The sequence below is a fragment of the Kitasatospora sp. NPDC088160 genome (genome assembly GCF_044741445.1).
GTDB lineage: Bacteria > Actinomycetota > Actinomycetes > Streptomycetales > Streptomycetaceae > Kitasatospora.
Map to the genome: position 1 here is coordinate 65,084 of NZ_JBIUSS010000003.1, position 22,804 is coordinate 87,887.

The following is a 22,804-nucleotide window of genomic DNA, read 5'->3' on the forward strand; positions in this document are numbered from 1 at the left end:
TCCGGACGCGGGCTCAGTACCTGGTCTTGATCTCGCTCCGAGGGTACGGCAGCGTCCAGTAGTGCTTCTGCCAGATGCCGAGGGTGAGGATCACCCCCTTGCTGCCCCGGCGGTTGTTGGCCTCCGCGATCCCCTTGCCCATGCTCTTGACCAGGAAGCCGAGTGCCTTGAGGATGCCGCCGATGATCTTCGCCACGAAGTGCGGGAAGAGTCCGACGATCAGGCCGATGATGCTGCTGATCGAGCCGGTGTTCTTCAGCAGCTTGGCGACGCGGGCGGCGCCCGCCTTGCTCATGGTGGCGCTCCAACTCTTCAGCCAGCGCAGACCGTCGAGGTCGGCCATGGTGATCGGGTCGACCGGGTAGCCGTAGGCGTTCGGCGAGCCCTCCAGGACCGGGTCGGTCTGGAGGAAGCGGCCGGTGGCCGGGTCGTAGACCCGGACCCCCATGAGGATCAGGCCGCTGAGCGAGTCGCTGGCCCGCAGTTCCCCGCCGTGCCAGCCGTACTCGGTGGTGCCGGTGGCGTCGGCGACGTTGCCGTACTCGTCGTAGTGGTAGACGGCGAGGTCCTGGGTGCCGTCGGGCGACATCTGGACCGAGGCGTCGCCGTGCAGGTTGGTGAGGACCAGGACCGCGCCGCCGTCGGTACCTGTGGCGGCCACGAGCTGACCGCCGAGGTCCGTGACGTTGCGGGTGAGCTTGCCGTTGACCTCGCTGGTCCAGGTCGGCTTGTCGTCGGTGCCGTCGTAGTGGTGGGTGGCCCGGGCCGTGACGGTCCAGGTGCCGTCCTCGCCCCTGGTCTCCGTGGTGGCCGTCGCGAGGCGGCCCGCGGCGTCCAGGTCCCAGGTCTTGCGGGTTCCGCCGAGCGTCTCGCTGCGGATCAGGTCGGTGGCGTGGTAGCTCAGCTGGGTGCCCCGGGGCAGCGTGGTGGTGCGGCCGAAGGCGTCGTACGCGTAACCGGGGTCGGTGATCCGGTCCGCGGCGTCGTAGCCGTGGTTCTCGGCGGTGGTGACGGCGTCGGCGGTGGCCGGGTCGCAGTCGTCGCCGACCGTGGTGCGCTTGGTGCGGTTGCTGCTCCGGTCGAATGCGTAGCTGCGGGTGGCGCAGTCCAGGCCGTTGCCGGAGACGGCCTTCAACAGGCGGCCGGCGGCGTCGTAGGTGTAGTCCTCGCTGGTGCTGTTGCCGTCGGTCTGGGTGCGTCCGGCCTGCTGCCCGTGGACGGTGAAGCCGGCGGTGTCGGCGAGCAGGACGGTCCCGGCCTGGGTGGCGTAGGTCTTGCCGGTCTGGATGCCCCGGCTGTCGTAGGAGCTGGTGAGGGTGTTGCCGCCGGGCAGCGTCTGGGAGACCAGGCGGCCCTCGACGTCGTAGCCGGCGGTGAAGGTGCCCGCGACCGAATCGGTCATGCTGGTGGGCAGGCCGCGCGGGTCCTTGGCGGTGTCGTAGCCGTAGGTGACGGTGGAGGGCACCGAGTCGGACTTCTTCACCACCCGGTCGAGCCGGTCGTACTCGGTGGTGGTGACGCTCCCGGCGCCGTCGTCGTAGGAGACGGGGCGGCCGAGCCGGTCGTAGCCCTGGGTGACGGTCGCCGTCCCGTTGCCGGTGGTCGACGGCTGGCCGGTGGCCTGGTCGTAGCCGTACACGGTGTCGGGCACGGCGGTGCCGGTGCCGCCCGTCACGGAGACCTTGGTCGGGCGACCGGCGCCGTCGTAGGTCCGGGTGGTGGTGCGGGTGACGCCGTTGGCGGACTCGGTGAGGACGGTGACGTTGCCCCAGCGGTCGTACTGGTACGTCTTGGTCGGCAGCTGCGCGGGGGCGCTGCCTCCGGTGACCGCCGCGGCCGGGGCGGTGGAGCAGACCAGCCCGGCCCATTCCGGGCGACCCGCGCACGAACCGGTGGCGCCGGTGCCGTAGTAGGTGGTGACGGTGGTGCCCGCGTCCGAGCCGTCGGAGTTCGGGCGGGACTGCGAGACCACGCGGCCGCTCGCGTCGTAGCCGGTGGCGGTGGTGATCTTCAGACCCATCGGGTCCTGGACGGACCGGGTGGGCAGGCCCTGGGCCCAGTCGTAGCCGGTGGCGGTGGTGCGCACGTCCGCGTCGGCGGCGTAGCCCTCGATCCTGGCGCCGACCGCGACCGAGGTCTCCCGGTCACTGACCGCGGCGTTCGCCGGGCGGTTCTCGTCGTGGGTGGTGACGGTGTGGGCGCGGGCCGGGACCTCGTCGCCCGCGACCAGGGCGGGGCTGGTGCCGGAGGCCGCCAGGTCGTGCTCCAGGGTGACGAGCTGCAGCGGGTCGTACTGCTCGACCAGTCGCTTGCCGTCCGCCGAGTACACCGACAGGGCGGACAGCATCTGGGCGCGGTCGGCGGTGGAGCGGCCGGCGATGCCGAGGGCGCGCAGTTTGCCCAGGCCCTCACCGGTGGCGGCCAGGGCCAGGATGCGGTTCTCGGCCGAGAGGGTTCGCACCGGGCTGCCGTGGGCGTTGTACTCGGTGGTGACGATTCCGCCGCCGGGGGTAGCGATGTTGACCTCGCGCCCGGAGGCGTTGGTGTAAGTCACCGAGGCGCGGGCGTAGGCGGCGGTGCCGAGGGCCTTGCCGTCGTGGCCCGCCGGTACGGCGTCGGGCGGCAGTACGGCGGTGGCGTCGGTCGGGGCGTCGCTCTGGCCCCAGGCGGCGACGTCGGAGGGGCCCAGCGGGTACGGGGCGTTGGCGCCCGACAGCGGCACGTCGTACACCATCGAGGTGGTCGCGGCGCCGTCGGTGACGTCCTTGCTGCCCTGCTTGAGGGTCGCCCGGGAGGCGGCCAGCAGCATGCCCTCGCCTGCGGTGGCGGCGTTGCCGGCCTTGCCGTACTCCAGCGTCCAGGGCAACTCTCCGGGCTGGGCCTCGGTGGCGACCCGGCCGGCGGCGTCGTAGGTGTAGACGGTCTTCAGCGCGGGACTGATCAGCGGGTCCCAGACCTCGCGCAGGAGGCCCTGCTCGTCGTAGGCGTACTGGGAGACGGCCACGGGGGTGGCGCTGCTCGCGGCGGGCTCGGTGGACCACAGCCGGATCTGCTTCACTTGGCCGGCCACGTCGCCCAGGGCGGCCGGGGTGGCGGTGGTGGCGGTGGCGTAGACGTACTCCAGGACGCGGCAGCCAGCGGTGGCGGGCGCGGCGGCGCAGTCGGCGGAGGCGGTCCCGGCGGTCGGCGCGATGACGTACTTGGGGCGGGCCAGCGTCCGGCCGCTGGCCACGACCTTCTCCGAGACCACGGAGGTGGTGGAGTCGGCGCTGGGCAGCGAGGAGCCGGTGGCCTGCCAGGTGGTGGCCGCCGGGTCGACCTTGCCGAAGGTGACGGTGGTACCGGCGGTGTCCTTCAGCGTGAAGGCGCCGGTGAACGCACCGCTCAGGGTGAGGTCCGCCGCGCCCGGCTCCGGCTTCCAGCCGCCCGCGCCGGTCGCGGTGAAGCCGATCTCACCGCCGGCCGAGGAGACCACCGACACCGAGGTCGGAGAGGTCTGGCGGACGTAGGAGTAGGCGGTCTCGGTGAGTTCGGCGGTGGTGCCGGAGCTCCACTGCGGGCCGAAGATCGCCGCCTGGCCCTCCTGGGCCGAGCCGTTGAGCGGCCGGCGGGAGGAGAACGAGCGCTCGGCGCTCAGGCCGAAGCCCTGGGCGTCGGTGGCCGAGAGCGTGAGGTCACCGGTGAGGGTGTTGACCTGGCCGGGGCCGACCGGGGTCTCGGGGGCGTCGCCGGCGTGCCGGTCGACCGTGACGGTGGTCGGCTCGGTGGCGTCGGTGGCGGTGCCGTCGGTGAACACTGCGCGCACGTCCACCGGGCCGTTCTCGGCCAGGGTGTCGGTGATGTTCCAGGTCAGCGCGGCCGGCTTGCCGGCGGAGGCGGCGAACGGCCAGGCGGCCACCGGCTTGCCGTCGGTGGTGGCTACGTTGGCGACCGGCACGTCCTTCCAGGCGTCGGTCTCACCGCGGCGGTACTGGTAGCGCACGCCGGTGTAGGTGCTGTTGCCCTCCGCCTGGAGCGAGGTGCGGCGGGCCGGGCGCTCGCCGGGGCCCGGGGCCACCAGGGCGGAGCCCTTGCCCGCGTAGAAGGCGTGGGTCTTGTCGGCGGAGACGTTGCCCGCCGCGTCGCGGGTGTGCGCGGTGACCTTGTGCGCCCCGGCCTTGAAGGTGAGCTTGGCCGAGACCGGCGCGCCGGTGGTCGCCACCGTCGCCCAGGCGCCGCCGTCCAGCCGGTACTGGACGTCCTTCACGTCGCTGGTCGGCGGGGTGAAGGTGAAGGTGCCGCTGTAGTCGCCGTTCGCGTCCGGGGAGCCCGCCCACTGGCCGGCCGGGAAGTCCGTGGAGGAGACGGTGGTGGCGCCCGGCGCCGTGGTGTCCACGGTGAAGGTGCGGAAGCCCGACCACGCGCTGTTGGCGGTGCCGTCCCAGGACCGCGAGCGCCACTTGTAGGCGCCCGGCACCAGCGCGGTGCCCGGCGTCCAGGTGAAGGTCGAGCCGGAGGCGGCGAGGCCGGTCCGGCCGGACTGGAGCGCCGCGGTGCCGGTGGACGTCCAGACCTCGAAGTCCAGGGCGATGTTCCCGCCGTCCGGGTCGGTCGCCTTGGCGGACAGCGTCGGCCTGGCCTCGTTGGTCAGCGCGGCGTTCGCCGGGGAGACCAGGGTGGAGACCGCCGGCGGGGTGTTGTACGTCACCGACAGGTACGGGGTGTTGGACGACGCGTTGCCGGAGTTGAACTTCTTCCAGCCGTACGGGTCGGCCTCGTCGGTGGCCCGGATGCCCAGGGTGTTGTTGGCGTTGCCGTTCCCGGCCCAGGCCTTGACCAGGGCGGTGATGTCCTGGTTCACCCAGCCGTCGTTGCAGGAGCTTGAGTAGCCCTTGGTCGCGGTGGAGGTGGCCCACTTGCGGTTCCAGTTGGGCTGCGCCGTCCAGCGGGTGGCGGTGGTGGCGCTGCCGGTGTCCCAGACCTCCCAGCTCTTCGCCGTGCAGGACCAGCTGTGGAAGTTCCACAGGTTGAGCTTGCCGCCGGTGATCTGCTTCCCGCTGATCTTCGCCATCGGGAACTGCAGGAAGGAGCGGGCCACCTGGCCGGAGCCGTTGTTGCCCAGCTTCAGCTCGGTCTGCGCGGAGACGTCGGTGCCGTAACCCTGCTGCACGAAGGTGTCGAAGCCGACGCCGATGTTGACCGCGGGGTCGACGGTCACCGGGTAGACGGTCCTCGGGTCGGTCAGGAAGGCGGCGTCCGGGGTGAGCGTCAGATCGATCGCGTCGCCGTCCTGGGTGACCTTCAGCCCGACCGGCGCGGTGCGGGTGTGCTCGCCGCTGCGCTCGTCGACCTGCGCGTCCCACATCACCGGCGCCGGGAGCTGGCCGGCCTCCTGGCCGGTCTTCGGGTCGAGGAACGACACCGAGCCGTCCGGGTTCTGCCGGGCCCGGAGGCCGTCCGCGTCGAGGGTGAGCGTGACGCTGCCGTTGGCGGCCACCGCCGAGCGGTCCTTGAGCTCCAGGAACTGCTCGAAGCCGGTGCGGGTGGACTCGATGACGAGGTCGGTGGCGGTGAGCGCGTCCGCGTACCGGGCGCGGGCGCCGTCCAGCGTGGGGGCGGGCAGGGCGCCGCGCCAGGACAGCGACATGGCGGTGCCGTTGCCGTTGTCCAGCGACACCAGCGGGGTGCTCGGGGCCTTCTGGTCCCCGGCCTGGGCACCGGCGGCCTTGAACGCCGACACGGCGGCGGGCGGGGTGGCGCCGGCCAGGGCGAGGTTGAGCGGGTGGCCCTTGGCCTTGACGCTGCCGTCAGGCTGGCGGGCGAGGTCGACGTCGATCGGCTGCAGGCGACCGGCCGCGTCCTGGTAGCGGACCGGCCCGGAGGCGACGTCCAGGGTGGTGGTGCCGTCCGGGTTGATCCAGGTGGTGGTGGACTCGGTACGCTCGTCGACCACCTCGATCCGACGGTCCTCCAGCCGGGCCTTGAGGTGGGCGGTGGCGAGGTCCTTGGCCTCGGCCGGGCCCAGGGACCGGGTGGGCCGCGGGGCCTGCTCCGTGGTGACGGCGACGGCCTGACCGGTCGTCATGATGACGACGGCCGACTCGGCGGCGAGCACCACGGCCAGGGCGACGGCGGTGTTGCGCAGCGCGGTACGGCGGCGGGTCGGCAAGGGGGACGGCGCGCCGGTTGCGGCCCGGTGCCGTGGCGGTTCGCCCGTGGGGCGTGGCATGGAACTCCTCGATGGTCTGTGTGGGTGACGGTTCTTTGTGGTGTCGACGGTTCGTCGGGTGAGGGCCGGCGGTTCGGGAGGGCCGGTCGTTGGAGGAGAGAGGAAGAATCGACATGACGAGCCCATGAGAGTCATGGCGAAGCAAAGCAATCGCAATGAATCAGCCAAATTGCCAGGCAGTCGAAATCGATCGAAAACCGTCCGGAAGATTGGAAACCATTCGAGCCCGGCTACCGCGGATCGAACGGATGCCGACCCCTGGCGGCCCGTGCCCGGGCCACCAGCGCCCACGCCCTCGAACGGGCCGCCGTCCCGTCAAGAGCGCGGACGTGGAGCACCAGGCCTGCGCCGACGACGACGGCGCAGGCGCGCGTGCTCCAGGCCGCCGCCGGGACCGGCACACGACCACAGGGCGGCCTGGACCTTCGCGGCGACCGCATCGCCCGACGGCCAGGCGGAACCGGCCGACAGGGCCAAGTGGACCGGTAACACCGAGGTCAGGACCGCCCGGAGGCCTCGGCGGCAGGCGGGGCGTCCCAACCGATCGACCTGGCGGAGGGGCCGTCCCAGCCGATCCCGCCGCCCGCACCCCCGGCGGCGAGGGCCAAGGCGGCGGAGGCGGCGAGGGTGGCGAGAGCGGGGACGACCGGGGCGGCGAGGGCGAGGGACACGAGGACGGTGGCGAGCGGGCGGACGGACACGACGGAGTCCTGTTCTGTGCGGGAACCAGGGCGAGGGCGCCGGAATTCTGGGTGTCCGGGCTTTGGCGAGAGAGCGCGCACGGCGAATCCTCCCCTCCACGAACCGTCACGGGAAGCGGATCCGGCAGGCAGGATCAGGCCAGGCAGCTTGCTGCAAAGAGGCCCGGACGACCTGGGCGGGGGCGTTGACCGGATCATGCCTTGCAAGGGTGTCCACCCGGCGGAAAGATCGACAACGGGCCGATCGGGAATACCGAATCGACCACGGGGATCGGGGGCGCGGAATGCTGGAACTGCTGGGGTTGGACACCACCGCGGAAGCGGTCTACCGGGAAATGCTCACCGACCCCGACGGAGGGATCGCCGAAATCTGCGACCGGCTCGCGCTTCCCGAGGCCGCCGTGCACACCGCCCTCGACCGGCTCGCGGACCTCACCCTGCTCCGGGCCTCCCGCGATCGGCCCGGCGCGCTGCGACCGGTCAGCCCGGAACGCGGGCTCGACCTCCTGCTGCGCCGACAGGAAGAGGAACTCGCCTGCCGTCAGCAGGAGTTTGCCGCCTCCAAGGCGGCCGTCGCACGCGCCCTGGCGGCGTACGCGACGCTGCGCACCGACACCCCGGTCGGCGGCCGCGAACGGCTCGTCGGGCTGGACGCCATCCAGGAGAAGCTGGAGATGCTGAGCGCCCGGCTGACCACCGAGGCCCTGGCGGTGATGCCCGGCGGCGCCCAGTCCGCGGCCAGCCTGGCCGCCTCCCGCCCCCTGGACGAGGAGGCCCTGCTGCGCGGGGTCGGCCTGCGCACCATCTACCAGGACAGCGTCCACGACGATCCGGCGACCCTCGGCTACGCCCGCTGGCTGGTCGGCCTCGGCGGCGAGGTGCGGACCGCTCCCGTCCTGCCGCCGCGGATGCTGGTCTTCGACCGGAGCACCGCGGTGGTACCGATCGACCCGCAGAACACCCGGGCCGGCGCCCTGTGCACCAGGGAGCCGGGGATCGTCGCCCCACTGGTCGCCCTGTTCGAACGGACCTGGGAGGCCGCCGTCCCGATCGCCGACGACCGCGCCGGTGGGGAGCCGGTGGGCCTCAGCCCCGGCGAGCGCGAGGTCCTGCGCCTCCTCTCCACCGGACTCACCGACGAAGCGGTGGCCAAGCGGCTCGGCGTCTCGGTCCGCACCGTCCGGCGCCAGATGGCGGCCCTGATGGAACGCCTCGAAGCCGCCAGCCGCTTCGAGGCCGGGCTGAAGTCCGCCCGGCGCGGCTGGCTCTGACCGGGCCGAAGGCGCGGAGGCCGGTCACGGAGAGGCTTCCGAAACGAGAACCGCTTCCGGGAGCAGCTGCACATCGGCGACCACCACACCCCGTACAACGCCGCCCCGAAGGCACCGGCCACGAGGTAGCCCGCACCCCGTGCCTCGGCGGCGGCCCGGAGGCGGACCGCCCTCGGCGCTGGACCGGCTCGGCCGCGAAGCACCGTCCGTCCGCGCACGGGCGGCGCCTTCTCACGTCGGGCCCTGATCGGGAATGCCCGGGTCGGACGTCCGAACGGTCAGCCGCCGAGAGGGCCCGACACGTCCGCCACGGTGGGTGTACGCCTGCGACCTGCCCTGCGGCGCGGCTGCCACACTGCAGCCATGACAGAGGAAGGGACGGAGCAGGATCGGCCCCGCCGCCGTTCGCCCACCGCCCGCCCACCGGCCCGCACCGGTCGCGCGTCCAGTCCGGTCGGCCATCGCGGCAGCAGATCCGAGGTGACGCGATGACCTCCGCGGATCTGGCGATCATCACCGGGCTGGTCTTCGTCTGGGGGATGCTCTCGGCACGACTGGAACGCTTGGACATGACCGCGCCCATCGTGTTCACCTCAGCCGGCGTCCTGCTGACCCACGGCCCGCTGACGCCGCTCGGGATCACCCCCAGCCCGGAAATGGTGAAGGTCCTGGCCGAGGCGACTCTGGCGCTGGTGCTGTTCTCCGACGCCTCCCGGGTCGGGCTGCGCCAGCTACGCCCGGATCTGGGGCTGTGCCTGCGTTTGCTGCTCCTCGGGCTGCCGCTGTCCATCGGACTGGGCACACTTGCCGCCTTCGCCCTGCCCCGGGGTGGGGACCGTCTGGCTCGCCCTGCTCGTCGGCTCGGCGCTGGCGCCCACCGACGCGGCTCTGGGTGCGGCTGTCATGGTCGATCCGGCGCTTCACCGCCGCGGGCGGCCCGGCGGCCGCGTTGGTCCCCTTCGTCGAGGAGACCGGTGCCCTGCTCTCCCTGCTGGTCTGGCTGATCTTCGGCGTGATCGCGGTGGTACCGGCGATGGAGGCTCTGACCTGGCAGACGGCGCTGTACGCAGTGTTTAGCCTGACGGTCGTCCGGATGCTGCCGGTGGCACTCGCACTGGCGGGGACCCGTCTCGGCCGGCCCGCCGTCCTGTTCCTGAGCTGGTTCGGACCACGCGGCCTGGCATCCGTCGTCTTCGGACTGCTCGCACTGGAAGACCTCGCCGGGCCCGTGGCTCGGCCCGCTGTCACCGCGATCGCCTTCACGGTGCTGCTCAGCGTCCTAGCGCACGGCCTCAGCGCGGACCCGCTGGCCAAGCGCTACGGACCGCGCCTCGCCGCACCACAGGGAACGCCCGCCTCGCCGGCCGAAATCCCCGAGCGACGCCTCATCCGCCGCACCCCGGCCGACAACCGTCTCAGCGGGCGGTGAGCTCGTCGCCGGCGACGCCGAGGCCCGGCCCCACGCGGGGCGCGCACGGCCGGACCGCTGTCGGGAGCCCAGGCGGCCCGGATTCCGAAGAGGCCGCCTACGCTTCGAGTCCGGCTTCGCCTTCGGCCACGGCGATGACGTACCCGAGGGCCTCGGTGATGTGGGTGGCCGCGGACATGACCCGGGCGGTTCCCACGATCGGAGCGATCGCGACCAGGACGTCCTGCATCTGGGCGGGGGTCAGGTAGGTCTGGATGGCCGGATCGATGTGGGCGAGGTAGGACACCGCCGGTGCGTCCATGGCCGCGAGTGCGGCAATACGGGTGAGGATGAGCATGTCCGGGGGCAGCCCGCACCGCTCGACGGAGTCGAGGGTCATGGCGGCCAGGGTGTCGAGGACGGGGGTTTCGGACGATGTCGTCATGCTGAGCCATCTCCAGGGTGCGCCGGAGCCGACCCGTCAGTAGCGAGAAGGAACCCTGCGTCGCACCCCCTGTTTCAACTCTAGGAACACTCCTGCCGAGACGCATCCCGACTGCACGGGCAGCATTTCGGGGAGGCGGCAGACGCGCACCCGGCACTGGTGCCGATCCGCGCTGAACGCTGCCGGCAGCGTCTTGGGCGCGGCGTCGCGTCCCTGGTCCCGGAGCCTCAACCACCTGCGGATGGGCCGCCTTCGACCGTGGGTGCCGACGGCACCGGAGGGGAGCCTCCCGGTTCGGAATCCAGGAACTCCCGGATCGCGAACCCGGCCAGCACCACGACGACGATCCACAGAACCACGACCGCCGTCGGGTAGTTCCAGGTGGCGAGGACGACCGCTGCCACAACCAGGATGGCGGCGCCGATCCAGAGCTTGCAGCGGTGCACGAAGCGGCCCACCGGCCCGAGGCGCATGCCGTGTGACGTCGCCACCTCGCGCAACGCGCCGATCGACGAGCTGCAGGCGCTGCGGACAGCGACGGCGGCCCTGGACGGGCCGATCAGGAACGCGCCGGCAGCCGCCACCAGCGCCGTCACGCCGACGACCCGGATGCCTGCGCGCAGGAAGCGGATCAGTGCGTCGTAGATCGCGCCGGCGGCGGCCTGGGATGCCCCCGGCGGCAGGTGATCGAGGTAGAACGACCGGAAGACCGTCAGCACGGCTCCCAGCAGGAGCATGGCGACGGCCACCCCGAGGGCGGCACCGATCAGGCCGCGACGCCGGTTCACGGCGGTGAACACGCCGGCCGCGGCGATCAGCACCGCGATGACCGGGAGCCAGGACCCCATGATCTCCAGAAGCCGGAAGTAGCTCTTGACCTTGCCGATGTCCTTCGAGGCGAACACCACGAAGCTGGTGTGCACCTCCGGAATCTTCGCGGCGGGTCCGAAGCCGGAGCTCACCAACTGGTCCTTGACCTTGGCGACGATCGGCCCGATATCGATGGCGACCTGGTTGTTCTCCAGCGAGACCGCTCCCCCGCCCTTGCCCGTCAGCGCCTTGTCCAGCGAGGAGTGCACCACCCGGTTCGCGTCGACCCACAGGGTCGCGAACTGATCGCTGGTCACCACCTTGTTCACGGTGGTGCTGACCAACTGCGTGAGGCCGCTGGTGATCGGCCCGCTCAGGCCGCCGATCAGCTTGCCGAGCTCGGGTGGCGCACCCTGCTGGACGGCTGCCTGGGACAGCTCGTTCACCACGGCCTTCACGTCGATCTGGGCCAGGACCTCCGACGTGACCCGATCGGTGAGCGCGGCCTGGACATCCGGATTGCCGGCCAGCGGCGCGACCGTGGCGACGTACCGGTCGGTGTCGCCGACGATCGAGTTCGTCCAGACCGCGATGACCGAGAGCAGCGCCAGTAGAGAGGAGATGACGATCAGGACGACCGCGCCCGACGTACGAAGCCGGTGGTGCCGGTCCCCTGACGGCTGTGCGGACGCCTCCAGGGCGCTGAGACGGTGCCGCAGCTGGTCCAGCTCACTGCGTTCGCCCGTCGAGAGCTCGGCCGGCTCGGGCCGCCCGCCGTGAGCCGACCGCTCGCCCTTGCCGTCCGGCGGCCGCGCGTCCCCCGATCCCCCCCGGATCCGGCCCTGACGCATCGGCGGGCATCACATACTCCCTGGGTCAACTGTCCTGGACGAGATGGTTGACGATCGGCTCGCCCCCTCCAGGAAATGCCCGACGTGCCGGGACCGCCACCGGGAGCGCTCACGCAGGTGACCAGCGCAGCCTGCAGCCCAACCAAGACCATCGGCGCCGGGACTTCCGCCGGTCCCGCACTCGACGGGTCCACGTTCTCGGATCGATGTCACCGGCTGCTTCCACCGTGCCGGTTGTGACCCGAATCCGCGGCGTGGCCCGATGAAGAGCTCATCGCGAGGATCCGTGAGTGGTGCTTGTGGAAGCGTCACTCGACTTCGGTGACGGAGCCGTGCACCGCCAGGCCTCGGGTACGGGCGCGATGCGGTGTCCTCTCGAACCCCTCGACGCCCGTGTCGGCCGACTCACCGGGCTGGCCGACACGGCCCCCGGCAGAACGATCCGGGCCTCGCCTCCACCGTCTTCAACCAGGCCGCGCTCCTCGCCTCCGACCTCGCCCTGCCCGACTACGCCCGCGACCTGTGCCACCGCCACGCCGCCCTCTACCTCACCCGCGGCCCGCTCCCCTCGACGAGCGCCATCCGCGGCCTGGAGCCGATCGTCAACCTCGCCCGCCTCCACATCCGCGCCGGCCACCACCGCCGCGGCCGCCAACTCCTCCTCGGCCTCTACCGCGCCGTCACCACCGCCACCAAGTCCTCCCTTGACGGCATCACCGTCCCCGCCCACCTCACCGAGACCGGAGAGCAGCGCAGTGAAGTCCGCCAGTGGCTGTGGCGGGTCATCATCGCCGACGGAACCCGCGCCCTCACCTCCACCGGCCGCTGGACGGACGCCTTGCACCACATCGAGGAACACCCCGGCATCGGCCAACGCATCTTCGACGGCCGCCAGGTCGCCATCCTCGCCGCGCCACCACCGCCGGTCTGCCCGGCCTGTTGTGAGCCACAGCGCATATCTGATGGTGCATCAGATATGGTCAGCAAGAGGTCAGCATAGGTACGAGCAGACCCTGCCCAACAAGCCCGGACGCGAGACTCGGCCACTGTCAGCACCCTTACCCGCGGAGGCCCCAGCTGGAGGCCCATGGGTCCCATCGCACTGGCTGAGCAGGCCGCCCAACACCTATCGAATCGCTCTCGACGCGGGACTGCACGGGACATCTCTCCAGTTCAGAGCACTTTTCGAGCTGTCTCCCGGACAAACGGTGCTCACACTGGCAGGGGCGGCCAGCCGGACCTTCCAGACTTCCCTCGACTCTTCCATATCTGTACGATGCGGACACCGGATCAGTCGATCTACCTGCGCGCCTCCATCAGGAAACGCGCCGAGTGGGCCACGAACGGGCCCTCGGCTCGGATCCGGGCGTCCAGCTCGCGCAGCCGGTCCCGGTAGGCGTCGACGGTGAAGCCCGGGACCATCCAGATCACCTTGCGCAGGAAGTACACCACCGCGCCGATGTCGAGGAACTCCATCCGGAGCCGCTCGGAGCGCAGGTCCACCACCTCCAGCCCGGCGGCCCGCGCGGCGGCGCTCTCGTCCTCCGGGCGGCGGGCCCGGCGTGCCTCGGGCTGCGGGCCGAGGAAGTACTCGACCAGTTCGAAGCCGGACGCCGGTCCCACGTGCTGGGCGCAGTAGGTACCGCCGGGCCGCAGCACCCGGGCGATCTCCGACCACCAGGCCTTCACCGGATGACGGCTGGTGACCAGGTCGAAGGCCCCGTCGCCGAACGGCAGCGGCGGCTCGTCCGGGTCCGCGACTACCACCACGCCCAGCGGGTGCAGCAGGCCGGTGGCGCGCGCGACGTTCGGCGGCCAGGACTCGGTGGCCGCCATGGTGGCCGGAAGCGCTCCGCGCTGCGCGGGGGCGGGCGCGCCGGGGGCGGACTTTCCTGCGACGGGCTGTCCTGCGACGGGCTTCGCGGCGGCGAGCCGGGCCGCGCCGGCCAGCACCTCGCCGCCGCCCGTCTGGATGTCCAAGGCCGCCGAGGCCCGGCCCAGCTGCTCGGCCAGCAGCCGCTGGTAGCCCCAGGACGGCCGTTCCTCGGTGGCGCGGCCGGAAAGCCAGGAGAAGTCCCAGCCGTCCACGGACACCGCCTCGGCCTCGGCGATCAGCTCTTCGAAGGTGCGCATACCGGCATCATCCCCGTGGCCCGCCCGCCCGGCGAACGGTTTCACCCGCCGGGTCGTCCCGCAGACCGACATCCGTGGCTCCACCTACTGGGCCCTCCCCGAGCCCCAGCTCATCACCCTCGCCTCCGACGCCGGCTTCACCGCCTCCCGCTGGCAACCACCCGCCCTAACGGGCTTCTTCCAACCCGTGCTCATCGCCCGCACCCCCTGATCCCGGCCGACCCGTCCTTGCGTTCTGATCCTCACCTGCCCGCAGGCCACAGGTGGTGGACCGGGATGGCGTGGGTCCGACGCCCCGCCGAGGGCGGCGCCGAGAGCAGCGGTTCCTCAGCTGGAGCCGGGCGAGGTCCGCAGCATCGTGGAGGCGGTAACCGGCCGGCTGCGGTCGTTGGGCGGCAGCAGCCCGGATCGGTCGTAGTGGTGCGGGGTCCGCACCGTGACTCCGGCGAATCGGGAGACCTGCCCTGCCGACCAGCTCATCGTTCTTCCCTGGGCCGTGCCGTGCCGCTGTGCCCCACCGTGCGGCCTGACATGGGGTAGGGGCCGAGATTCGCAGCTCAGCGGCCTGCGCCGGGGGCCGGGCCGGTCAGGTCTCGCGCTGCGGGTGGTACTCGGACTCGGGTATGCCGAAGGTCCAGGCGACCCCGGCGCGGGCGGTGCGGGTGCTCGGCGGGACGCGCAGCCAGTAGGTGCGGAAGGTGCCGTCGGGCTCGGCGGTCGAGTTGACGACCTCGACCATGACCACCGGTTCGTCGTCGGGCAGGGTGATCCGCCAGAGCACGCCGGTCTCGTCGCGGTGGATGGGCTCGGCACCGGAGTCGGCCAGGTAGCGCTCGTAGCCGTAGTGCTCCAGCAGGACGCGGCGCAGTTCGGCGTTCTCCTCGGTGCGGATCCGCTCGACGGTGACGTCGGCCAGCCCGGCCAGGAACTCGGCGGGCACGGGCATGCCGCGCCAGGCGTGCAGGGCGAAGCCGTCGGCGTACTCCAGGGCGGGGCCGTCCGCCCGGTCGAGCCGCCCGGCCTCGTCGCGGTGCAGCGCGACGGGGCGCTCGCTGACCAGCGCGACGCCCTGGTACGGCCACCACCAGCCGGCCTCGCGGGCCACCCCGGCGAGCGGCGCGACGGCCTCGGCGCTGCCCCCGCCCGCGTCGGAGGCGGCCTCGAAGGCGGCGAACCAGGGAGCGTCGTGCTGGCCGCGCACGGCGTCGAGCAGGGCGAGCCGTACGGTGGTGCGCCGGGCGCGGGCGGCGGCGGCCACGTCGTCCGAGGCCTCCTCACGGTCGACCTCGGGGGCGAGCCGGTCGAGGACCGCCGTGCGGATGCGGTCGGCGAACGGGGTGGTGACCGGGCCGAGCTCGCCACCGGTGAGTGCCCAGTGCGCCGCCCACCCGGCCGCGCCGACCTCCTCGACGGCCCGCCGCCGGGCCTGTTCCCAGGGCCCGGTGCGCACGGCCTCGCGCACGCTCACCGCGCCGGCGGCCCGCAGTTGCAACGCCGCCTCGGCGGCGGCGAACGGCGAGCCGAACCAGCGGACGGCCGTGGGCTCGGGCAGCCCGGCCGCCCGGTAGGCGGCCCGGACCGCGTGCTCGGCCGCCGACCGGTCGGCCGGACCGGTGGCCGCCGCAGCGGCCCGCCAGCGGGCCGTCACCTCGGCGGGCCCGGCCGTCACCGCGCCCGCCGGGCGGTCGGGAATCGTCGTCTCCATCGTCTGCTCCGTTCCCGGCCGGGCTCCCCGCCCGGCCGCCTGCTTCCGTTCCGTTCGGCACTGCGCGTTCCACGCTGCACGTTCCGCGTTGCACGCCGCGCCCGCCCACCCGTCTGCGCGCCGCCTGCCGTCGCCCGACGCCCGGTCACCCGCCCATCAGCCACCGGTCCGCTCGTCGGGCCCCGCGTCAGTCCGCGACCACCCGCACTGCGCCCGGGGTGTACTCGCGCTGGCGCACCACCCGGTACCAGCTCTTCGGCAGCGGTATCGCCGCATGCTCCTCGTGCACCACCCGGCCGCCCTCGGGCAGGTGCAGCCAGCCCGCGCCGAACGGACCGGCCTCCCGGCGCAGTTCCCCGGGACCGACCACGGCGTGCGCGTGGCCGGTGACCTCCCCGAGGGCCAGCACCATCCGGCCCCGGCCGTCCCGGGGCTGGACGGCCAGCGCGGCCACCCGGGGCGGCACGGCGCCCTCCTCGACCGGCACGATCAGCACATCACCCTGGCGGTACATCAGTCCCCCTCGCCGTACGGCCGGACCCCGGCGGCTGCCGGAATCCCGGGCTCCGCCGCGCTGTTCGCGGTCACGTTCCGGAGCCACGACCAGAACGTAGGGCATGGGTCTGACAACGCGCCCGGCCCGCCACCCGGCCACCGGATTGTCGGACCCGACTGGTAGACACGTGTTCGGCCCCGACCCCTGAGGAGCAGCGCATGACCGTCAACCACCACATCGAGCAGTTCCACGGTCTCCCGGTCTTCGACTTCGTCCAGGCCCTGGACGAGGCCGCCGACGGCGGCGACGCGGCAGCCGTGACCCTGCCGGAGCCGGCGTCGGCCGCCTGGCGGATCGGCCTGCACTACGACTCCGAGGAGGCCTTCACCGAGCGCTGGCGGCAGTTCCTCGACACGGTCGACACCGAGCGCGTGACGGCCGTGGTGATCGGCCCGTGGTTCTCCGACGAGCCGGAGCAACTCGACGCCGCCCTGGCCGCGATCGTCGAGGCGGCGGGCCGGCTGCCCGCGCTGCGAGGGCTCTTCGTCGGCGACGTCACGTACGAGGAGAGCGAGATCTCCTGGTTGGAGATGTGCAACGTCACCCCGCTGCTGACGGCCTACCCCGAGCTGGCCGAGCTGGTGGTGCGCGGCGGCAACAACCTGGAGCTGACACCCGTGCGCCACGAGGCGCTGCGAGCCCTGCGCTTCGAGGCCGGCGGCCTGCCGGCCCGGGTGGTGCGGGCGGTGGCCGGCTGCGACTTCCCCGCCCTGGAGCGGCTCGAACTCTGGCTCGGCGTCGACAACTACGGCGGCGACGCCACGCTGGACGACCTCGCCCCCTTCCTGGACGGCACACGCTTCCCCGCGGTGCGCCATCTGGGCCTGCAGAACAGCGAGTTCGAGGACGACATCGCGGCCGCCGTGGCGCACGCGCCGGTGGTGGCCCGGCTGGAGTCGCTCAGCCTCGCCATGGGCGTGCTGACCGACCAGGGCGCCACCGCCCTGCTGGAGGGCCAGCCCCTCACCCACCTGCGCGCCCTCGACCTGCACCACCACTTCCTCACCGGGGAGGTGCAGCAGCGCCTCACCGAGGCCCTGCCGGGCGTCGAGATCGACCTCTCCGAGGCCGGAAAGCCCGACGACCGGTGGCGCTACGTCGCCGTGGCCGAGTAGCCGTCACCGACCGCGCGCGCCCGACGCCGCCGCACCGCCGCACCGACCAGCCCACCACGCCCATCCGTCTGGAACCGACATGACCGTCTCCCTCCACCCCGACCGCTTCCACGACCTGCCGATCCACGACTTCACCCCCGACGACGGCACCCGCACGCCGCCCGCCGCCGGCTCGGTCGCCTGGCGGCTCGCCCTGGACTACGACGCGAAGCACGACTTCGCGCAGCTCTGGCAGACCTTCCTCGACACCGTCGACCCTGCCGGAGTCCGCGCCCTGGTGATCGGCCCCTGGTGGCGCGGCGACTACGTCTCCGTGGCCGCCACCGTCGCCGCCATCACCGCGGAAGCGGAGCGCCTGCCCGCCCTGGAAGCGCTCTTCCTCGGGGACGTGACCTACGACGAGTGCGAGATCTCCTGGATGGAGATGGGCGACGTCACCCCCCTGCTGACGGCCTTCCCCGGGCTGACCGAGCTGACCGTCCGCGGCGGCACGGACCTGAGCCTCCAGCCCGTGCGGCACGACCGGCTGGCCGCGCTGCGCTTCGAGGCCGGCGGCCTGCCGGCCCGGGTGGTGCGGGCGGTGGCGGGTTCCGAGCTGCCGGCACTGGAGCGCCTGACGCTCTGGCTCGGCGTGGACGAGTACGGCGGTGACGCCACGATCGACGACCTCGCCCCCTTCCTGGACGGCGCCCGCCTCCCGAGCTTGCGCCACCTCGGGCTGGCCAACAGCGAGTTCCAGGACGAGATCGCCTCGGCCGTCGCGCACGCGCCCGTGGTGGCCCGGCTGGAGTCGCTCGACCTGTCCATGGGCGTGCTCTCCGACGACGGCGCCGCCGCCCTGCTGGAGGGCCAGCCGCTCACCCACCTGCGCGCCCTCGACCTGCACCACCACTACGTCGGCGAGGAGATGCAGCAGCGCCTCACCGAGGCCCTGCCCGGGGTCGCGCTCGACCTCTCCGAGGCCGAGGACCCCGACGAGGACGAGGACGACGGGGACCGCTACGTCGCGGTCGCCGAGTAGGCGGGTGACGGCACGATGACACCGCGGCTGACCGTCCTCGGCAATCCCGGGCACCGGCGGGTGACGCTGTTCGCCGCCGCCGCCCGGGCCGCCGGGCTGCCCGAGCCCGCCGTCCTGCCCTGGCTGGACGTGCTGCGCGGCGACTACCGGCTGCCCGAGGACGGCCTGCTGCGGATCGAGTCGCCCGGCGAGGAGGCCCTGGTCGACGAACTGCTGCGCGGCCCGGCGCTCGGCCCGTCCTACGCACCGACCCGGGTCGAGGGCACGGCCGCCTGGTACGCGGGGGTGACGGCCGCGCTGCGCGAGCTGGCCGGGCGCCCCGACGTACGGCTGCTGGGCGATCCGGAGGAGATCGCCGTGATGTTCGACAAACGGCGGGCACACGCGCTCCTCGCCGCCGCCGGGGTGCCGGTACCCCGGGCGCTGGGCGGCGAGGTCACCGGCTGGGAGCAGTTGCGCGGGCGGCTGGCCACGGCCGGCCTGCGACGGGTCTTCGTCAAGCCCGCACACGGCTCCTCCGCCTCCGGGGTGACGGCCCTGCAGTTCGGGCCGCGCGGGCAGGTCCTGGCCACCACTTCGGTCGAGCTGGCCGACGGGCTGCTGCACAACTCGCTGCGGGTCCGCCAGTACCGCGGCGAGCGGGAGGTGGCCGAGATCATCGACCGGCTGGCACCGGACGGGCTGCACGTCGAGCAGTGGATCCCGAAGGCCGCGCAGTCCGGCCGCTCGGCCGACCTGCGCGTGGTGGTGGTCGCCGGCCGGGCCACCCACGCGGTGGTGCGCACGAGCGCGCAACCGATGACCAACCTGCACCTCGGCGGCGCCCGGGGCAGCCTCGACCTGGCCCGGGAGGCCGCCGGGCCCGCATGGCCTGCCCTGCTGGAGACAGCCGAGCGCGCGGCGGCCTGCTTCCCCGGCTCGTTGATGGTCGGGGTCGACGTCCTGCCCACGGCCGGCTGGCGGCGCGCCCTGGTCGGCGAGGTCAACGCCTTCGGCGACCTGCTCCCCAACCTCACCGGCCTGCCCGGCGGCCCCGCCGAGGGCCTCGACACCTACGGCGCCCAGCTCGCCGCCCTCACCGGGGCCACCGGCCGCACCACCGGAACGCCCCTCCCCACCCCGACGGACCACCAGATCACGGAACCCTCCCGATGAACCACCAGACCTCCCCCCACACCCAGGCTCCCGCTCCGACCCCCGACATGAACGCGGTCGTCGGCACGCACGACCTGCTGCTCGTCACGCTCGACACGCTCCGCTTCGACGTCGCCGAGGAGCTGGCCGCCGCAGGCCGGATCCCGCACCTCGCCGCCTTCCTCCCCGGCGGCCGCTGGGAGCGCCGGCACGCGCCCGGCAGCTTCACCTACGCCTCCCACCAGGCGATCCTGGCCGGTTTCCTGCCCACCCCGGCCTCCCCCGACGGCCCCCACCCGCGCCTGTTCGCGGCCCGCTTCGCCGGCTCCGAGAGCACCGCCCCGCGCACCTGGGTGTTCGACGCACCGGATCTGCCGACCGCCCTCGCCGCCGCCGGGTACCGGACGGTCTGCATCGGCGGCGTGGGCTTCTTCAACAAGCAGGGCCCGCTCGGCTCGGTACTGCCCGGCCTGTTCCAGGAGAGCCACTGGAATCCCGGGATGGGCGTGCCGTCCCCGACGTCCTTCGAGGAGCAGGTCGCCCGGGCGGAGCGGGTCGCCGCCGAACAGCCCGTCGGGCAACCGCTGTTCCTGTTCCTGAACGTCTCGGCGCTGCACCAGCCCAACTGGTTCCACCTGCCCGGCGCCACCCGTGAGCACGGCGACTCCCGGGCCAGCCACGCCGCCGCCCTGGAGTACGTGGACGCCCACATCTGCCGGCTCTTCGCGGCGATGAGCTCCCGCCGCCCCTGCTTCGCGATCGTCTGCTCCGACCACGGCACGGCGTACGGCGAGGACGGCTACACCGGGCACCGGATCGGCCACGAGGTGGTCTGGACCGTCCCGTACGCCCACTTCACCATCCCCGCGGCCGTCCCCGATGCCGACCCCGCCGCCCCCGCCGACCCCGCCGCCCCCGCAGCTCCTGCGGCCAGCCCAGCCGCCGCTGCCGTCCCTGCCACCGCCACCACCGCCACCACCACCACCGAGGAGCGCGCATGACCACCGCACCCCCGCGCCCCGACTCGCCCTACCAGTCCTACGTCTACGCCTACCCGCACAAGACCGCCTACCGCCCGCTGCCCGAGCGCCCGGGGCTGCGCGAGCTGTGGGCCGGCGAGGCGCAGGACGCGCTCTCGCTCTACCTGCACATCCCGTTCTGCGAGGTCCGCTGCGGCTTCTGCAACCTGTTCACCAGGATCGGCAGCCCCGAGGGCCTGACCACCGCGTACCTGGACGCCCTGGAGCGCCAGGCGGTGGCCGTCCGCACCGCGCTGGACGAAGGCGCGCGCTTCGCGCTGGCCGCCTTCGGCGGCGGCACACCCACCTACCTGACGGCCCGCGAGCTGGAGCGGCTGTGCGACATCGCCGAGCGGCGGATGGGCGCCGACCTGCGGGCGATACCGCTCTCGGTGGAGGCCTCCCCCGCCACCTCTACCGCCGACCGGCTGGAGGTCCTGGCCGCCCGGGGCACCACCCGGCTGAGCCTGGGCGTACAGTCCTTCGTCGACGCCGAGGCCCGCTCCGCCGTGCGCCCGCAGAAGCGGGCCGAGGTGGAGGCCGCCCTCGACCGGATCCGTGCCGCCGGGTTCCCGGTGCTCAACATCGACCTCATCTACGGCATCGACGGCCAGTCCGAGGCCAGTTGGCTGCACTCGCTGGACGCCGCGCTCGCCTGGCAGCCCGAGGAGCTGTACCTCTACCCGCTCTACGTGCGCCCGCTCACCGGCCTGGCCCGGCGAGGCGAGCAGGAGAGCCACTCCGCCTGGGACACCCGCCGGCTCGCGCTCTACCGCACCGGCCGCGACCACCTGCTGGCCCAGGGCTATCAGCAGGTGTCGATGCGGATGTTCCGCCGCGCCGCTTCCCCGCAGGCCGGGGCGAGCGAGTACGCCTGCCAGACGGACGGCATGGTCGGCCTGGGCTGCGGCGCCCGCTCCTACACCTCGCGGCTGCACTACTCCTTCGACTACGCGGTGAACGCCACCGAGGTGCGCGGAATCATCGACGACTTCGTCGCCACCGAGGACTTCCACCACGCCGAGGTGGGGCACCGGATGAGCGGCGGGGAACCACGCCGGCGGCACCTGGTGCAGTCGCTGCTCCAAGCCGAGGGCATGCCGTTGGCCGACTACCGGGCCCGGTTCGGCAGCACACCGGCCGCCGACTTCCCGGCGGAACTGGCCGAGTTCACCGCGCGCGGCTGGCTCGCCGATGACCGGGACCGCCTGGTGCTCAGCCCGGAGGGCCTGGCGCACTCGGACGCGGCCGGGCCGATGCTGTTCTCGCCCGAGGTCCGGGCCCTGATGACGGCCTACGAGGCGAAATGACCTTCCTCGGCCTGCCGTCCACCACCCCGCCCGCACCGCGCACACCGAGCGCCGAGAGCGCACCGACCGACGCGGCCGACCGCGGGCGCGACCTCACCCTGCTCTACCGTGGCCCGCTCGCCTCCTGCGACTACGACTGCCCCTACTGCCCGTTCGCCAAGCGCCGCGACACACCCGATCAACTGCGCGCCGACCGCGCGGCCTTGGAGCGGTTCACCGGCTGGGCGGCCGGCCGGGCGGGCAGCGGTGACACCCTCGCCCTGCTGTTCACGCCCTGGGGCGAGGGCCTGGTGCGGTCCTGGTACCGACGGGCGCTGGTCGAGCTGAGTCGGCTCCCGCACGTACGCCGGGTGGCGATCCAGACCAACCTCAGCTGCCGGACCGACTGGCTCGCCGACGCCGATCCCGACACCCTCGCGCTCTGGGTGACGTACCACCCCGGCCAGGTCACCCGGGAGCGTTTCCTCGCCAAGTGCCGGGAGCTGGACGCCATGGGCGTGCGCTACAGCGTCGGCGTGGTCGGCCAGCCCGAGCACCTGGCCGAGGCCCGCCGGCTGCGCGCCGAACTCGCCGCAGGCGTCTACCTCTGGGTCAACGCCGCCGAGGGCCGCACCTACACCGACGCCGAGGCCGCAGACTGGGCGGCCGTCGACCCGCACTTCGGCTACAGCCGGCACGCCCACCCCAGCGCCGACCGCCCCTGCCGAACCGGCGAGTCCGTGCTCTCCGTGGACGGCGACGGCACCGTCCGCCGCTGCCACTTCGTCCGGGACGTCCTCGGCAACCTGTACGACGGCTCCTACCGCACCCAGCTGCGGGCGCGCGGCTGCCCGTTGCCGGTCTGCGACTGCCACATCGGCTACGTCCACCTGGAGACCCTGCCGCTGTACGAGCTGTTCGGCGCCGGCGTGCTGGAGCGGGTGCCACACGACTGGCCACAACGCGGCTGAGACCGGGCGGCGGGACGCGACAACCCGATCGCCGAACGGGGCCGCCACCCGCGAAAGCACACGAACGACCGTGCAGAACCCTCCGCGCCCCGCTCGTCCCGCTCGACCGCACCTCTCCGAGCGCGGCGACACCCGGCGACCGCCCGCACACGCCCCGGCTCCGCCGG

The 22,804-nt window shown here is 73.2% G+C and carries 17 protein-coding genes and 1 pseudogene; 10 read left to right on the plus strand and 8 right to left on the minus strand.

The window, feature by feature from the left end; all coding sequences use genetic code 11:
• Positions 1–13: 13 nt before the first annotated feature.
• Both ACIOGZ_RS05080 and ACIOGZ_RS05085 read right to left on the minus strand, forming a co-directional pair.
• Positions 14–6,208, minus strand: coding sequence for a DNRLRE domain-containing protein (locus ACIOGZ_RS05080; RefSeq protein WP_400984931.1), 6,195 nt, complete (start codon positions 6,206–6,208; stop codon positions 14–16).
• Between the two features lie 497 nt (positions 6,209–6,705).
• A complete protein-coding gene (locus ACIOGZ_RS05085; protein ID WP_363631329.1) occupies positions 6,706–6,909 on the minus strand; it encodes a hypothetical protein in 204 nt (67 codons plus the stop codon).
• Positions 6,910–7,193: 284 nt separating this feature from the next.
• Here ACIOGZ_RS05085 and ACIOGZ_RS05090 point away from each other — a divergent pair, with 284 nt between their 5' ends.
• On the plus strand, positions 7,194–8,180 hold the full coding sequence (locus ACIOGZ_RS05090; RefSeq protein ID WP_363582661.1) for a helix-turn-helix transcriptional regulator: 987 nt from the start codon (positions 7,194–7,196) through the stop codon (positions 8,178–8,180).
• Between the two features lie 892 nt (positions 8,181–9,072).
• Positions 9,073–9,609, plus strand: coding sequence for a cation:proton antiporter (locus ACIOGZ_RS05095; RefSeq protein WP_400984933.1), 537 nt, complete (start codon positions 9,073–9,075; stop codon positions 9,607–9,609).
• Positions 9,610–9,706: 97 nt separating this feature from the next.
• Here the strand turns inward: ACIOGZ_RS05095 and ACIOGZ_RS05100 are convergent, their stop codons facing one another.
• Both ACIOGZ_RS05100 and ACIOGZ_RS05105 read right to left on the minus strand, forming a co-directional pair.
• Positions 9,707–10,033 (minus strand): carboxymuconolactone decarboxylase, encoded by a 327-nt coding sequence (locus ACIOGZ_RS05100; protein WP_400984935.1) that lies wholly within the window; start codon positions 10,031–10,033, stop codon positions 9,707–9,709.
• Between the two features lie 227 nt (positions 10,034–10,260).
• A complete protein-coding gene (locus tag ACIOGZ_RS05105) occupies positions 10,261–11,694 on the minus strand; it encodes a hypothetical protein (RefSeq protein WP_400805742.1) in 1,434 nt (477 codons plus the stop codon).
• A 362-nt stretch (positions 11,695–12,056) separates the two neighbouring features.
• Here ACIOGZ_RS05105 and ACIOGZ_RS05110 point away from each other — a divergent pair.
• Positions 12,057–12,607, plus strand: a pseudogene (locus tag ACIOGZ_RS05110) (hypothetical protein); the annotation flags it as partial.
• Positions 12,608–12,993: 386 nt separating this feature from the next.
• Here the strand turns inward: ACIOGZ_RS05110 and ACIOGZ_RS05115 are convergent.
• Positions 12,994–13,827: a methyltransferase domain-containing protein gene (locus ACIOGZ_RS05115; protein WP_400984937.1), complete on the minus strand. Its 834-nt coding sequence runs from the start codon at positions 13,825–13,827 to the stop codon at positions 12,994–12,996.
• Between ACIOGZ_RS05115 and ACIOGZ_RS05120 the strand changes: the two genes are divergently transcribed.
• Positions 13,820–14,038: a hypothetical protein gene (locus tag ACIOGZ_RS05120; RefSeq protein WP_400984938.1), complete on the plus strand. Its 219-nt coding sequence runs from the start codon at positions 13,820–13,822 to the stop codon at positions 14,036–14,038. The two genes, ACIOGZ_RS05115 and ACIOGZ_RS05120, sit on opposite strands and share 8 nt — an antisense overlap.
• Positions 14,039–14,154: 116 nt before the next feature.
• On the opposite strand, the gene ACIOGZ_RS05125 is transcribed toward ACIOGZ_RS05120, so the two are convergent.
• From ACIOGZ_RS05125 to ACIOGZ_RS05135, 3 genes are all read right to left on the minus strand, one after another.
• Complete coding sequence (locus tag ACIOGZ_RS05125; protein WP_400984939.1) at positions 14,155–14,307, minus strand: MerR family DNA-binding transcriptional regulator; 153 nt, start codon at positions 14,305–14,307, stop codon at positions 14,155–14,157.
• 106 nt (positions 14,308–14,413) lie between these two features.
• On the minus strand, positions 14,414–15,532 hold the full coding sequence (locus ACIOGZ_RS05130; RefSeq protein WP_400984941.1) for a DUF6745 domain-containing protein: 1,119 nt from the start codon (positions 15,530–15,532) through the stop codon (positions 14,414–14,416).
• Between the two features lie 187 nt (positions 15,533–15,719).
• The gene (locus tag ACIOGZ_RS05135; RefSeq protein WP_063350717.1) at positions 15,720–16,046 is read right to left on the minus strand and encodes a hypothetical protein; all 327 of its coding nucleotides are present in this window, start codon (positions 16,044–16,046) and stop codon (positions 15,720–15,722) included.
• 200 nt (positions 16,047–16,246) lie between these two features.
• Between ACIOGZ_RS05135 and ACIOGZ_RS05140 the strand changes: the two genes are divergently transcribed.
• From ACIOGZ_RS05140 to ACIOGZ_RS05165, 6 genes are all read left to right on the plus strand, one after another.
• Complete coding sequence (locus ACIOGZ_RS05140) at positions 16,247–17,203, plus strand: STM4015 family protein (RefSeq protein WP_363631344.1); 957 nt, start codon at positions 16,247–16,249, stop codon at positions 17,201–17,203.
• Between the two features lie 79 nt (positions 17,204–17,282).
• Positions 17,283–18,224: an STM4015 family protein gene (locus ACIOGZ_RS05145; RefSeq protein ID WP_363631346.1), complete on the plus strand. Its 942-nt coding sequence runs from the start codon at positions 17,283–17,285 to the stop codon at positions 18,222–18,224.
• A gap of 15 nt (positions 18,225–18,239) precedes the next feature.
• Positions 18,240–19,379 (plus strand): STM4014 family protein, encoded by a 1,140-nt coding sequence (locus tag ACIOGZ_RS05150; protein ID WP_363631347.1) that lies wholly within the window; start codon positions 18,240–18,242, stop codon positions 19,377–19,379.
• A 47-nt stretch (positions 19,380–19,426) separates the two neighbouring features.
• The gene (locus tag ACIOGZ_RS05155) at positions 19,427–20,359 is read left to right on the plus strand and encodes an STM4013/SEN3800 family hydrolase (protein WP_400985119.1); all 933 of its coding nucleotides are present in this window, start codon (positions 19,427–19,429) and stop codon (positions 20,357–20,359) included.
• Positions 20,356–21,687 carry an STM4012 family radical SAM protein gene (locus tag ACIOGZ_RS05160; protein ID WP_400984943.1) on the plus strand — a complete coding sequence of 444 codons (1,332 nt, stop codon included), beginning with the start codon at positions 20,356–20,358 and terminating at the stop codon, positions 21,685–21,687. The genes ACIOGZ_RS05155 and ACIOGZ_RS05160 overlap by 4 nt, the downstream gene beginning before the upstream one ends.
• Entirely contained in the window at positions 21,684–22,637 is a 954-nt protein-coding gene (locus tag ACIOGZ_RS05165; protein WP_400984945.1) for an STM4011 family radical SAM protein, read from the plus strand. Before ACIOGZ_RS05160 ends, ACIOGZ_RS05165 begins: the two co-directional genes overlap by 4 nt.
• The last annotated feature ends 167 nt before the right edge of the window (positions 22,638–22,804 follow it).

What these genes read in the sequence shown, in the direction of transcription:
- ACIOGZ_RS05080 (WP_400984931.1), bottom strand. Translation starts at nt 6,208, where the DNA reads ATGCCACGCCCCACGGGCGAACCGCCACGGCACCGGGCCGCAACCGGC.
- ACIOGZ_RS05090 (WP_363582661.1), top strand. Translation starts at nt 7,194, where the DNA reads ATGCTGGAACTGCTGGGGTTGGACACCACCGCGGAAGCGGTCTACCGG.
- ACIOGZ_RS05100 (WP_400984935.1), bottom strand. Translation starts at nt 10,033, where the DNA reads ATGACGACATCGTCCGAAACCCCCGTCCTCGACACCCTGGCCGCCATG.
- ACIOGZ_RS05105 (WP_400805742.1), bottom strand. Translation starts at nt 11,694, where the DNA reads ATGCGTCAGGGCCGGATCCGGGGGGGATCGGGGGACGCGCGGCCGCCG.
- ACIOGZ_RS05115 (WP_400984937.1), bottom strand. Translation starts at nt 13,827, where the DNA reads ATGCGCACCTTCGAAGAGCTGATCGCCGAGGCCGAGGCGGTGTCCGTG.
- ACIOGZ_RS05125 (WP_400984939.1), bottom strand. Translation starts at nt 14,307, where the DNA reads ATGAGCTGGTCGGCAGGGCAGGTCTCCCGATTCGCCGGAGTCACGGTG.
- ACIOGZ_RS05130 (WP_400984941.1), bottom strand. Translation starts at nt 15,532, where the DNA reads ATGGAGACGACGATTCCCGACCGCCCGGCGGGCGCGGTGACGGCCGGG.
- ACIOGZ_RS05135 (WP_063350717.1), bottom strand. Translation starts at nt 16,046, where the DNA reads ATGTACCGCCAGGGTGATGTGCTGATCGTGCCGGTCGAGGAGGGCGCC.
- ACIOGZ_RS05140 (WP_363631344.1), top strand. Translation starts at nt 16,247, where the DNA reads ATGACCGTCAACCACCACATCGAGCAGTTCCACGGTCTCCCGGTCTTC.
- ACIOGZ_RS05145 (WP_363631346.1), top strand. Translation starts at nt 17,283, where the DNA reads ATGACCGTCTCCCTCCACCCCGACCGCTTCCACGACCTGCCGATCCAC.
- ACIOGZ_RS05150 (WP_363631347.1), top strand. Translation starts at nt 18,240, where the DNA reads ATGACACCGCGGCTGACCGTCCTCGGCAATCCCGGGCACCGGCGGGTG.
- ACIOGZ_RS05155 (WP_400985119.1), top strand. Translation starts at nt 19,427, where the DNA reads ATGAACGCGGTCGTCGGCACGCACGACCTGCTGCTCGTCACGCTCGAC.
- ACIOGZ_RS05160 (WP_400984943.1), top strand. Translation starts at nt 20,356, where the DNA reads ATGACCACCGCACCCCCGCGCCCCGACTCGCCCTACCAGTCCTACGTC.
- ACIOGZ_RS05165 (WP_400984945.1), top strand. Translation starts at nt 21,684, where the DNA reads ATGACCTTCCTCGGCCTGCCGTCCACCACCCCGCCCGCACCGCGCACA.